This is a genomic window from Priestia megaterium (assembly GCF_041941685.1).
Lineage (GTDB): Bacteria > Bacillota > Bacilli > Bacillales > Bacillaceae_H > Priestia > Priestia megaterium_C.
This window is the reverse complement of record NZ_CP130958.1, coordinates 1,471,833-1,484,595: the sequence shown is the minus strand read 5'-3', so window position 1 is coordinate 1,484,595 and position 12,763 is coordinate 1,471,833. Positions and strand designations below refer to the sequence as shown.

Here is a 12,763-nt window from a genome sequence, read left to right as displayed (position 1 = left end):
CCTCTGACGAAAAGTTCCACTTTACTGTTTATCTGCCCACTTCAAATCTAAATAGCCAACAGGATGACGAACAATTCCAGATACGTTATCTTTGATTAAAAACACATAGTTGTAGAAATGGATAGGAATGATCGGCATTTCATCAAATAAAATACCTTCTGCTTTATACATAAGCTCAAAACGTTTTTTATTATCCGTTTCGTTCATAGCTTGTTTAATTAACTCATCATATTCTTTATTGCTCCAAGCTGTACGGTTCATTGAATGACCCGTCTGGAAGCTCTCTAAAAAGTTAATTGGATCTGCATAATCAGCTAAAAATGAACTTCGTGACAGCTGAAACTTTAACGCTTTTTGTTCTTCTTGGAAAACATTCCATTCCATATTGGTAAGCTTCACATCTACGCCTAGATTTTCTTTGAACATTTGCTGCAGTGCTTCTGCTATTTTTTTATGCGTATCGTCTGTACTGTATGTTAGCGTAATAGCTGGCAGCTTTTTATATCCTTCTTCTTTCATTCCTTTTTTCAGAAGTGCTTTTGCTTCTTTGCCATCTGTTTTTAATAAGTCGCCGCCCGTTTTACGGAAATCCTTTCCATCTGCAGCTTTAAATCCGTAAGATACGAAACCACGAGCTGGTTTTTCTTTATTCTTTGTAACAAAATTAACAATTTGATCTTGATCTACAGCCATTGCAAATGCTTTACGGATATTTTTGTTTTGAAAGGGCTCTTTATCTAAGTTAAAGCGATAGAAGTAAGTTCCTGCTTGGTCTTCGATATGAACATCTCCATCTTTCAGCAGCTTTTCACTTAAATCCGATGGAATTTCAGAAACATCTAGTTCTCCATTTTGATACATTTGATATTCTGTGTTTGTATTTTCAACAATTGCCCATTTTACCTTGTCGAGCTTTACATTTTCAGCATCCCAATACTGATCGTTTCTTTCCATGACTAGATTACTGTTATGCTTCCATTGAGTTAATTTGAAGGGACCATTAGCAACAAACGAATCTGCTTCTGCAAACCATTTCGGATTTTTTGTTGCTACTTTTTCATTAATTGGGAAGAACGCTGGATTGGAAACTACGCTTAAGAAATAGGCTTGAGGGCTTTTAAGCGTAACTTCAAAGGTTTTGTCATCTAGCGCTTTTACCCCTACTTGATCAGCACTACCTTTACCCGTATTAAATTCTTCTCCACCTTGGATGAAATAACCTAAAAATGCCGCTGGAGAACCCGTCTTAGGATCTAACAGCCTCTTCCAAGCAAATACGAAATCACTTGCTTTCACGTCATCTCCATTTGACCATTTAGCATCTATTCGTAAATGAAACGTATAGACCTTTTTGTCCTCAGAGATATCCCATTTCTCGGCCATCGCTCCTTCAGGCTCATCGCTTTTTCCTAAACGAGTCAGCCCTTCCATTAAGTTATTAAGCATATTCCATGAATATGAATCAAATCCAATAGGTGGATCAAAAGACGTAGGTTCTGCGCCATTATTCATATAAAGGACCTTACCGTCTTCTTTTGCTGTACTGCTTTTCTTTTCTGGCTCCGCGCCTGAATCTTTTGTGGCCGTACAGGCAGCAAGTGCAAATATAAGTACACACATCATTAGTAAAGACCCTATTTTTTTCATCATTTCCCCCTCTTTCATAAGTTCTCTATTCATCTATAAATCTAGCTTATAGTTGTTACAAATTTTTGGGCTCTCTCATCTTGAAGCCAGCAGTGCACTTGGTGACTTTCTTTCAGCTTTGTCGACGCAGGATACATGCGGTCACACACTTCCATTACGTAAGGACAGCGAGGTGCGAACGAACATCCGGATGGAGGTGCAAATAAATCGGGAGGTGATCCTGCAATAGGCACAAGTTCACTTTCGTATAAATCTAACCGAGGAACTGAACGCAGCAATCCTTTTGTATACGGATGCTGCGGCGTATAAAAGATGTCTCTTCTTGTTCCAATTTCTACAATCTTTCCTGCATACATTACGGCAACACGGTCAGCTACCTGAGCAACTACACCTAAATCATGGGTAATTAAAACAATAGAGACATCCGTTTTCTGCTGAATATCCTTAAACAATTCTAAAATCTGCGCTTGTATCGTGACGTCAAGAGCTGTGGTAGGTTCATCAGCAATTAGCACTTCGGGATTGCATACAAGAGCCATTGCAATGACAATACGCTGTCTCATTCCCCCGCTAAATTCATGAGGATATTGCTTTAGGCGTTCTTTAGGATTTGGAATTCCGACTAGCTCCAGCATTTCAAATGCTTTTTCTTTGGCTTTTTCTTTTGAAATGTTTTCATGTTGCATAATATTTTCTGCAATTTGCTCACCTACGCGAAGAGTTGGATTAAGCGCAGTCATAGGATCCTGAAAAATCATCGAAATATCAGCGCCTCGAATGTCTCGCATTTTCTTTTCTGATAGTTTCGTTAAATCCTGGCCTTTAAATAAAATAGATCCGCTTGTGATCCTGCCCGGAGGTGTCGGAATTAACCTCATAATACTTTGAGATGTTACGCTTTTTCCGCACCCTGACTCTCCCACAATCGCTAGTGTTTCTCCTTTATGTAAATCAAAACTAACGCCTCTTACAGCTTGAACTCGCCCTCCGTAAGTTGAAAACTGTACGTGTAAGTTTTTGATTTGGATCATTTTTTTCATTTGCTTACCTCCTTAATTTCGGATCAAGTGCATCTTGCAGTCCGTCTCCAAGGACATTAAAAGCAAACATGGTAAGAGAAATAAAAAAAGCGGGGAAAAACAAACGCCACCAATAGCCTGATAGAATCGTTGATAAACCATCGTTTGCCATTACTCCCCAGCTGGCATAAGGAGCCTGTACACCCAGCCCTAAAAAGCTTAAAAAAGCTTCAGCAAAAATGGCAGTTGGTACGGTTAGTGTCATTTGAACGATAATCGGTCCCATCGTATTTGGAAGGAGGTTTCGCTTAATGATACGACTAGTTTTTGTTCCAAACGTTTTGGATGCAAGCACGTATTCATAGTTTTTTATTTGCAATACTTGCCCCCGTACAATTCTCGCCATCCCGATCCAACCTGTAACGGAAAGTGCCACAATAATCGTAGAAAGCCCGGGGCCCATGACTACCATTAGTAAAATCACCACTAATAAATAAGGAAGACCGTATAAAATTTCAATTACGCGCATCATGACATTATCTGTTTTTCCGCCTTTGTAGCCTGAGAATCCCCCGTAAATGACACCGATGATAAAATCAATAAGCGCTGCCATCAGTCCTACAAATAAAGAGATTCTAGCTCCATACCATGTCCGAGTGTACATATCTCTGCCTAAGTCATCCGTTCCAAACCAATGACTAGCTGAAGGAGGAAGGTTTTGCTCTGTAAAAGAAGCTTTCGTTACACTGTAGGGTGAAAACATAGGACCGAATATAGCCATCACCACGAGAATGACTAAAAAAAGAGACCCAGCATGGCCAACTTGTTTTTTACAAGCCTGCGCCAAGCATCATGCCAATAAGAAAGACTCGGTCTTACAACTGCTTCAGCTTCAGATTTCTTTTTTTCTTTGGCACAAACCACTCATCAGGAATTTGCTTATACTCCTGTTTTTCCAGCACGTTATCCCTCCTTCTTATACAGTTTGATTCGTGGATCAAGTATTCCGTAAGCAATGTCTACTAAAAAAAGCATAATGATGAGAATCGAACTGTAAAAGACCGTCGTGCCCATAATTACCGGGTAGTCTCTCGTATTAATACTGTCCACAAAATATTTTCCCATGCCAGGAATAGCAAAGATTTGTTCAATAACAAATGTGCCGGTTAATACGCTGGCTGCAATCGTTCCAAGAACAGTTATAACGGGCATTAAAGCATTTCTAAGCGCATGCTTAAATACAATTTTTACTGGCGAAAGCCCTTTTGCACGCGCTGTTCGAATATAATCTTGAGTTAATACTTCTATCATGCTTGAGCGAGTCAAACGTGCAATAATAGCCATAGGACCTGTGGCAAGAGCTAGAGTCGGAAGAATCATATGTAAAGGGCTCGTCCACGTAGCGGCAGGTAAAATTTTCAAATTAACAGAAAGCTGTTGAATTAACAACGTGGCCATAACAAAATTTGGAACCGACAATCCGATAACTGCTATGCTCATCGCCATGTAATCAATTATTCCATTCCTTCTAAGAGCAGCGATAATGCCTAGTGTAAGACCGGAAATCACCGCAAGAATTAACGTCACCATTCCAAGTTCAAATGACACTGGAAACCCTCTTCCTAAAAGGTCGTTAACCGTTTGAGACGGCTGTTTAATGGAAGGACCAAAGTCAAAGGTAACAATGGATTTTAAATAAAGAATATATTGCACAGCTAGTGGCTCATCTAAGTGATAAAATGATTCCAGGTTTTTTTGAACTGCATCGCTTGTCGCTCGTTCTTCATTAAATGGAGATCCAGGAATCGAATGCATTAAAAAGAAGGTTAAGGTCACAATTACCCACAGTGTAACAAGTATGGATAAAAATCGTTTCAAAATATAACTTTTCACCTTTATCCCACCTTCTAACAGAATGTTGTGCGCGTAGCTAATTCAGTCATAACAAGCATGGCCTGATAAGCTTCTAAAATATCTTTTGCTTGAAACCGAACGGTCGTCGTTCCAGGCTCAATTTCTGTGCCCGGCATTAAATGCGCCCACTCTGCTTGACCGTAATTTGTAAATTCTATTCGTAAGGTTGGATGTTTAGGTGGAATTAAAGGTTTAACAAGGTGTTTGTGTTGAATAGCTGCGGCTGTTTTTTCTTGAAGTAATTGTTCTGCTTTCTTAGGGGTTAATGTTTTGGCTGCAGAACGTGAAATGGCCTGTTTGACGATAGCAGTCGTCACGTTTGGAATAAGCTGCTGTGCTTCCAGCGCCGTTTGGTCATCACCGGCTACCATTAAAACTGGAACGCCGTAATAGCCTGCGACGTATGCGTTGAATCCTAACTCTCCAATATTCGTATCGTCTATGTACATATTGCGCGCACCAAATATCATCGAATGAGACATGACACCAGGCATGGATGCTTTAGCATGATACCCTAGAAACATAGCACCATCAAAAGTCTGATCTAATCCCTGTACCATTGAATATGGTTTTACGCTTCCGGAAATAAGCTGAGTTTCTGGATGAAGCCGTTCAACAAGGAGATTATTCATACTCGAATGACTGTCATTTACCACAACTTCTGAGCACTGTTCTCTAAATCCTGCATAAATTACTGCATTTGCTTCATCCGTCATTATTTTGCGGCTTCTCTCATAATTTTCTTTCTGTCGCAGAACATTTGTGTGATCGACGAGTCCCGTAATTCCTTCCATATCAACCGACAGATATAGTTTCATTTGTCTTATTTCTCCTCCTTCCTTGACTGTTAGTCAGTTCATTATAAATTATTCTTATGTTTATAATTTATAATTGTAAGAAAATTATAAATTATCTTTCTTCTTTTTACAACAATATATTGAATTTTTTGACACTTTACCCCTCCTCCTTTTAACAAGATATCGCTTACAAATTGGAAATCCCATGGTAAAATAGTAGAGCAGCCTGTTGGTTCATTCAGCCGCTCGTCGGCATTAATTGAGGTGTTAAGAATGTTTCGAGTTTCCATTGCTTCACTACAATGGTTTTTATTTATGATTTCTAATAGTATGATTGTTCCTATTGTAATTGCTTCTCAGTTTCATTTAAACGCAGCGGATTCTATTCAATTTTTACAGCGAACGTTATTTATTTTGGCTTTATCCGGGCTCTTGCAGGTGTTTATAGGGCATAAATACCCCATCATGGAAGGGCCAGCTGGTGTTTGGTGGGGCGTCTTTTCTCTGTATGCTAGTCTTGGAACCGTTCTGTTTGGTTCTCACTCTGAAACGCTCCGCGTGCTGCAGTTCACCCTCCTTATAAGCGGGATAATTGCTATTTTGATGAGCCTGCTTGGTCTCATTGATAAACTAGCAAAATACTTTACCCCGACAGTTACCGGTACATATTTAATTTTATTAGTGACGCAGCTCAGCGGTTCCTTTTTAAAAGGAATGTTTGGCATTACAGAAACGAATTCAGCTATTAAACTTCCAATTGCGCTGGCTTCAGCTGCGATTTTGCTGCTGACTTTTTATTTATTATCGCACCGGACATTAAATAAGCTCAGCATTATTATTAGTATTGGTGTAGGCTGGGGAGTATTTGCAATGCTAGGGTTAGCTAAACCTATCGAATTTCAGGCGCAGTTATTTTACATACCTAAAGTGTTTGTATTTGGAGCTCCTCGCGTTGAATGGAATATGGTTGTTACTGCTTTTTTTGTGACGCTCATTTTAATTACGAACATGCTCGCTTCTATTCGTGTTGTTGAGTCTGTTTATAAACACAAAGGAGAAAAAATTGAAAAAGACAATATTAAGCGTTCGGGGATGGTTTCGGGTATAAGTCAGCTGCTTGGAGGATTGTTTTCAGGTGTCGGTGCCGTGCCTATTTCAGGTTCCGGTGGATTTATTTCAGCTACAAATCTTTATAGTCGAGTTCCTTTTATTGTAGCATCGTGTCTTTTGCTTTTTCTGAGTATCTTTACTCCTTTAACGTCCATTATGTCCGCTCTTCCTCCTGCCGTCGGATACGCGGCAATCTTTCCTGTTTTTACAGGTATGATGGCTCTTGGAATTGGAGAATTCAAGCATGCCAAACAGCCCGAAAAAGCGATGAAAAAAGCCGGTATTGCGTTGCTGTCGGGGATAGGGGTTATGTTTTTGCCTTCTCAAGCTTTTTCAACGCTGCCTCCTTTAGTTACTACGTTTTTAAGCAACGGATTAGTTCTTGGCACCATTATCATTCTTGTACTGGAAATTTCCGAATCCATTTCTTTGAAAAGACAAGGTGCAAAAGAGGGATAAAAAAAGAAGCTGAAACTCAGCTTCTTTTTTTACCTTCTTACCGTTAATCCTTTTAGTTCATCGTCTTCCATAGCCATTTCATAAAATCCTCCCGTTTCATCGTGCGCTAAAACATAATCCAACTCTTCCTGAGCAGAAGCAGTTTTTCCAAGAATAGCTAGATAGCATGCCAAGTTATAGCGAATAAAAAGATCTTCGTCTCCACTTTCTACTCTGGTTATCATAAGCGAAGCTGCTGCTTCCGTTTCACCTTCTAAATGATACGCAATACCTAAATCGGTATACATCCCTTCATACTCTTGACGCTGTTCAATCGCTTTTTGAAGAAGCTGAACAGTTTCATGATAACGTTCCGTTTTATTATACAGTTTTGCTAGTCCTGCATATATGTCAGGCTGATAAATTTCCTGTTGAAGTAATTCTTGAAAAGCTGCCTCCGATTTTTCTACCTCTTCAAGGTTACTCAAAATAAATGCTCGGTATATCTGCAAATCTATATGATATGGCTGCTGTTCAAGAAGTTTTTGAACTAAGTTTAATGCTTCATGTGCAACCTGCTCATTTTCATGGATATTCACAAGTATATTGGCTAAATGATAGGCAATATCAAAATCCCAACTGTGATGCAGCGATTTTTTCAGTACGGTGATGCTATCTTCAATCAATCCTTTCTCTTCGTAAAAAGCGGCAAATGCGTGCACAGCCTCTTTATTATCCCTATCCGTTTTTATAGCAAGTTCATACAGTTCAATCGTTAAGCCAAGCAGCGTAACCGTTTTTGCTTTTGCTTTGAACTTTGCTAAGCTTCGTTTGAAGATAGATCCTTGCTGCTCTTCTACGATCGAATCGGCATACTCATTTAAAGCCTCGGCTGCGTTTTTAAACAGCATGCTTTTGCTGTGTTTTTCCATTTTTATCTTTTTTAAATCTATCGTAAGCCCAGACAGTTTTTTTCCATTTGGAAAGCTGGATATGAACGTTTGAAATAAAGCGTAATCTTCCGGATCCTCACTAAGTAACTCTGTAAGAATTTTTCTAGCTTCTTCATACCTCTGCTCCATGATGAGCCATTTTGCCTGATGATGGCGAATAGCTGGATTCTGTGGATCTAGTTCAAGGGCCTTCTCTAGATACGTTTCAGCCTGTGAAATATCTCCTTTTAGGCGATACACATGAGCCTGGCTGTCAGCGAGCCATTGAGGCAGCACAATTTCCTCTATGCTCTTTAATACCTCTAACAGCTCTTCATACTCTTTCTCTGTTTCACAAAGTGAAGCAGCGTGCTCAACATTTACTTCCATAGGATTCAGCTGTATCCATTGAAGCAGGCAATTCCTTTCAGCCGTTCGATTTTGTTCTTCACAAGCCATTTCGGCAAGCTTCATACAAGCAGCTTCAAATGTTTTATCAAGAGTTAAACATTTTTGGAAGGCCTCTTTTGCTTCAGTGATGCGATTCATTGATTGATATATTTCACCTAACCGATAATATGGCAAAGCATCTTGCTTGATACGAAGCGCTTGATGATAAAGTTTCTCACTTTTTGTTAACTGCTTGGCTTGTTCGTATAATATGCCTAAATAGCACATATACAAAATCTCATTAGGGTGCTCTTGATGTTCTGCAGTTAAAAATTTAATTCCGCGAGTCAGTAAAGCCGTGTCTTCTAAATAACTCGTATATGCTTCTAACACTTCATCTAGCGCTGTTTGAGCAAAATGAATTCCTTCTTCATAAAGAGCAAATCCAAACTCTATCGTTTGGTTGTCTAGCTCTTTTTGTTTTGCTGCATCTAAAAGCATGCTGCCTGCATCCAACATGACGTCGCTGTTCGATGAAAACTTCTGCGCAATAAGCGTGAGCGTATCAACGGCCGTTAAATGTTCACCTGTTTCTAGATACGCATAAGATAAGCCCAAATACATAAGGGCATCTTCTTCTATTTTTAAGCCTTCTTTATACAGAGCAATAGCTTCTTCGTACCTTTGATTCGCGACGTATAAATCGCCGAGTCTTCCTCGAATTGTCATGTCGCTTGGGAGATGCTTCATGCCTGCTTTGAGATAGCTTTCAGCTTCGTCTGTTTTTTCTAGTTGGTATTGTAGCAAATCAGCTATCGAAAGATATGGATAAGGAACAGTCGGTAAAAGCTGGTTAGCTACTTGAAATCCCCGGTAAGCTTTACGAAACTTTTTTAAATGTTCATCACAACGGGCTCTTTCAAACCAGCTGTGCGCATCTTTTGGGTTTTCTTTTAATAGCGCGTCGAAAAGGTTTCTGGCTTCTGCGTATCTTTCTTTCTCCATTAAAATAAGTCCGTGATTGATTTGTGTATAAGATTCATCGCCATACATATTTAAGGAAATAGCCGAGCATTCAAAAGCCTTTTCGAGGTTTCCTTTGTACATATATGCAAGTGCTAAATAGCTCCAGTTCAAATGCTGCTCTACGTCTAATTGCAGCGAGCTGCGCAGTGCTTCAACAGCCTCATCATATTTCTCTTCATCCAGCGCAATTCTCCCTTTAAGATAGTGATAAAAAGAGCTATGTTTTTTGTTATCTATGTGGTGTAACAAGGAAGTTGCTCCCTTACTGTCGTCAAGTTTAAAAAAGGCATATGCGGCGTGAAGCTTAAGATAATCATGATTGCTATATTTCTCTAACACATGATTAATACACGTACGAATATAGGCTTCATGCTCTTTTCTGTACAAATGCTTCATACTGTAAATAGCGGCAAATGGAACATGCTCATTTGCTTTTAGTAAAGAAACGAGATCATTAATGTGTGACTCTTCATCCGCTTCAACTAGTTCGATTAAGTCATACAGCTGACGAATAAACACATCTTGCTCTTTAGAAAGTGAAGCGAGATCCGCTACCGCTTTAGAAGCAACAATTGATAAAAACCCCGAATTAGCGTAATGCTGATCAAAATTTTTATATTCTACATACGTTGGACTTAGAAAATTAGCATCCTGTACATGAAAAAGTTCAAGTTCATCATCATAGCCAAATACAACTTGAACGTGGGAAGCTTGTTCAAATTCCAGACTGACCAAAATAGGCAGCCCTTTGTCTAATAGTTCTTTAAACTGTTCAACTGTGCCTGTAAAAAACATCGCTGCAAAGCCAAGAGATTCAAAGTAGCTCACCGCAGTTGATAATTTGGATCCTAAGCCTCCGTAAATACGCGTTCCAATCTCATCCTGTGTTTTTTCGGTATGTAAAAGCCTTAACATCATACTCATACTGGCTGGCACGCAATAATTATCTTTTTGAACAATTGGTACAATAGGAAGCTTGATTGTACTCAATTTATCGTCTGTATGCTTTCCGATTAATTTTTGATAAGGTGAATCTTTTAAACATCGCTTAGTCGAGAGCAGATGCGTAAGCTGAGATTGCTGCTGCTGTTCAAAATAAATGTCCGCGCGCAGCAGCGTAAAAAAATCTTGATAATCGTGATAGGGTAACTTTGAGTCGATAAATTCAATCGTTTCAAGCAAGAGAGAATACTCTTTTAAATCTTTTAATCGCATCACTTTATCCATATATAAAGACGGAAGCTGTGGATAGCGGACAATAGCCTCGTTAATTGTTTCAAGCGATTGTTTATGCTTCCCTTCATACGCATATAAGTCTGCGAGCATTGCATAGCAAAAATCTCCATTCTCCTTGTATGCCGTTCCTTCTTTTAAGCAGGCTTCAGCTTTCATTCTGTCGTTGAGCTGCAAATAAAAATATCCCCATCTGTCAGCCATACCCTTTTGATTATGTGACGTTACTTGTTTCATCCACTTAGAAGCTTCATCCACTTGTTTCATTTCTAAAAGAATTCTTACCTTTAAAAAATAGATTTTCTCAAGCTGTTCCTCTTTAACTGATTCCGTATCCAGCTGAGAAATTAATAAAGAAAGTCTATCATCAGCGTCGAGTATCTTGCCTTCGCGCAGGAGATCATCGCAATAAAGAGTCACCATTCGAATCGAGCCAAATCGACGATAGCCATATGTCGTTAACATTCGGCTTAAACGATTTAATAAAGCTTCATCACAAAAGCGGATAAGCTCGTACAGCTCTTCTTCCGTTTGTAAGTTTGTTAACCATTCTTTCACAATCCCGGCAAGGCTCTTTGGTTGAAGGCTTTGTACTTCTTCTGTTATATATGCTACAAGATCAAATATTTGATAATGATCCACCATGCTTTTTAATTTCTGATAATTTATACTCAATTCAAAACCACCTTATTCAATAAAATAAGAACTATTGCATCTGCTGTCTATAAATTGAAGTATAAGAAATTTCAAGGATTTTTTCTAGACACAATATAAATTTAAGCATATTGACGGGTCTTTAAATAGCAAAGAGCTGTCTTTTATCATAAGACAGCTCCGTAAAATCATACTTCAGCTTTCTTCAGTTTTACGCCGCCTTCAGGTTTTGGTTTGATAGCTTTTAAAACTAAAATGGCACCTACCGCACTAACCCCTAGAGACGTTTGAAACACAGCCATGTCCGACCACTTCATAAGCAATGTATAAAGAGGAGGTCCAGCTGCTACTCCGACAAAGCGCATCGAACTGTAAAGAGACGTAACAGTTCCTCTCTCTTCCTTTTCAATTCCTTCTGTAATAAGCGCATCAAGACTGGGAAGAGCTGCTCCGATTCCAATTCCACCAAGCACTAAAGTGAGTAAAATACTAAAAAGAGACGTATTAAAAAATAAAATGATGAAAGAACATGTTAACAATAAAAAGCCAAAAAAAGCAGCCCATTTCATAACGATTTTATTGTTTCCTACTTTTTTCCCTGCCACAAAAGAAGAAATAGATAACGCTAGCAAAGGAATAGCCATAACTAAACCTTTTTTCGTATTCACAATATGATAACGCTCCTCTAATATGGTGGATAGGTAAAATAAAACACCGAATAATACAAGCATAATAATGGCGCCTAAAATAAAAATAGCCATGAGCCATCCCATATTTTCTTTGAGCGTCTTCTTCAAATCCTTCAAAAACTGCGTAATATTTTTCTTTTTTTGTTCAGATTCAGAAGAACTATCATTTTTAGGAACTTTTACTAAAAAGATAACCAAAAGAATTGAAATAAGGCAAAGAATAGGAATGAACCAAAAAGGAAGAAACCAAATCATAGCCGCTAAAAAAGCTCCTAGTATTGGGCTTAGTACTTTCCCAAACGTATTAGCTGTTTCAATTAAACCTAGCCCTTTTGTAATTTCTTGCTCGTCTTTGAACATATCTCCTACACAAGGCATCACAACAGGCATAGCTCCTGCTGAACCTATTCCTTGAATCGCGCGGCCAATTAAAATAACCCAGAAAGGATTAGCCATTTGCCATGAAGCCCAGCCTGTTAAAGCCCCTCCTACTGCAGCAAGCAGCAAACTGGGAATAATAATTTTCTTGCGGCCAAATCGATCTGATAAATAACCGGCAATCGGGATTAAAAAAATAGCGAAAATTGAGTAGACCGTGATAATCATGGATACTTGCAGCGAGCTTATCTGTAGACGTTTTTCAATTACCGGCAATACCGGAATTAACATTGAATTTCCGAGGGTCATGATAAGTGGCACAGAAGCAAGAGCAAGTAAATCCAATTTTTTTCTGCTTTCCATAGCGTCCTCCAAACCTTACTTCTAATTAACGTCACAATCACACGTTTTTCAATTTAAGCTTTATAAAACCTCTTGTGTTCATTGATTTTAAAGCTTAACTATTTCATTACATAAGATGATGTGTATCTATATTTTTTAGCTAAAAAGGTGATTGCTATTCATGGTTTCACTGT

The 12,763-nt window shown here is 38.8% G+C and carries 7 protein-coding genes and 1 pseudogene; 1 reads left to right on the top strand and 7 read right to left on the bottom strand.

Annotation, left to right across the window (positions count from 1 at the left end; translation table 11 throughout):
- Positions 1-21 precede the first annotated feature (21 nt).
- The 5 genes and pseudogenes from Q5794_RS07760 to Q5794_RS07740 all read right to left on the bottom strand — a co-directional run bounded on the left by Q5794_RS07760 (position 22) and on the right by Q5794_RS07740 (position 5,398).
- On the bottom strand, positions 22-1,665 hold the full coding sequence (locus Q5794_RS07760; RefSeq protein WP_374989203.1) for a peptide ABC transporter substrate-binding protein: 1,644 nt from the start codon (positions 1,663-1,665) through the stop codon (positions 22-24).
- 23 nt (positions 1,666-1,688) lie between these two features.
- The gene (locus Q5794_RS07755) at positions 1,689-2,687 is read right to left on the bottom strand and encodes an ABC transporter ATP-binding protein (RefSeq protein WP_214985685.1); all 999 of its coding nucleotides are present in this window, start codon (positions 2,685-2,687) and stop codon (positions 1,689-1,691) included.
- A gap of 4 nt (positions 2,688-2,691) precedes the next feature.
- Positions 2,692-3,646, bottom strand: a pseudogene (locus Q5794_RS07750) (ABC transporter permease).
- On the bottom strand, positions 3,630-4,559 hold the full coding sequence (locus tag Q5794_RS07745; RefSeq protein WP_374988942.1) for an ABC transporter permease: 930 nt from the start codon (positions 4,557-4,559) through the stop codon (positions 3,630-3,632). The pseudogene Q5794_RS07750 and the gene Q5794_RS07745 overlap by 17 nt, the downstream one beginning before the upstream one ends.
- Positions 4,560-4,573: 14 nt before the next feature.
- A complete protein-coding gene (locus Q5794_RS07740; RefSeq protein WP_374988941.1) occupies positions 4,574-5,398 on the bottom strand; it encodes a M55 family metallopeptidase in 825 nt (274 codons plus the stop codon).
- A gap of 252 nt (positions 5,399-5,650) precedes the next feature.
- Between Q5794_RS07740 and Q5794_RS07735 the strand changes: the two genes are divergently transcribed.
- On the top strand, positions 5,651-6,946 hold the full coding sequence (locus tag Q5794_RS07735) for a purine/pyrimidine permease (RefSeq protein ID WP_057241843.1): 1,296 nt from the start codon (positions 5,651-5,653) through the stop codon (positions 6,944-6,946).
- 29 nt (positions 6,947-6,975) lie between these two features.
- Here the strand turns inward: Q5794_RS07735 and Q5794_RS07730 are convergent, their stop codons facing one another.
- Entirely contained in the window at positions 6,976-11,181 is a 4,206-nt protein-coding gene (locus tag Q5794_RS07730; protein ID WP_374988940.1) for a tetratricopeptide repeat protein, read from the bottom strand.
- 167 nt (positions 11,182-11,348) lie between these two features.
- Positions 11,349-12,590: an MFS transporter gene (locus tag Q5794_RS07725; RefSeq protein WP_057241841.1), complete on the bottom strand. Its 1,242-nt coding sequence runs from the start codon at positions 12,588-12,590 to the stop codon at positions 11,349-11,351.
- Between the last annotated feature and the right edge of the window lie 173 nt (positions 12,591-12,763).

Bases quoted from the DNA above. Each gene is read 5' to 3' on its own strand.
- Q5794_RS07760 (WP_374989203.1), bottom strand. From the start codon at position 1,665: ATGAAAGAGGGGGAAATGATGAAAAAAATAGGGTCTTTACTAATGATG.
- Q5794_RS07725 (WP_057241841.1), bottom strand. From the start codon at position 12,590: ATGGAAAGCAGAAAAAAATTGGATTTACTTGCTCTTGCTTCTGTGCCA.
- Q5794_RS07740 (WP_374988941.1), bottom strand. From the start codon at position 5,398: ATGAAACTATATCTGTCGGTTGATATGGAAGGAATTACGGGACTCGTC.
- Q5794_RS07755 (WP_214985685.1), bottom strand. From the start codon at position 2,687: ATGAAAAAAATGATCCAAATCAAAAACTTACACGTACAGTTTTCAACT.
- Q5794_RS07735 (WP_057241843.1), top strand. From the start codon at position 5,651: ATGTTTCGAGTTTCCATTGCTTCACTACAATGGTTTTTATTTATGATT.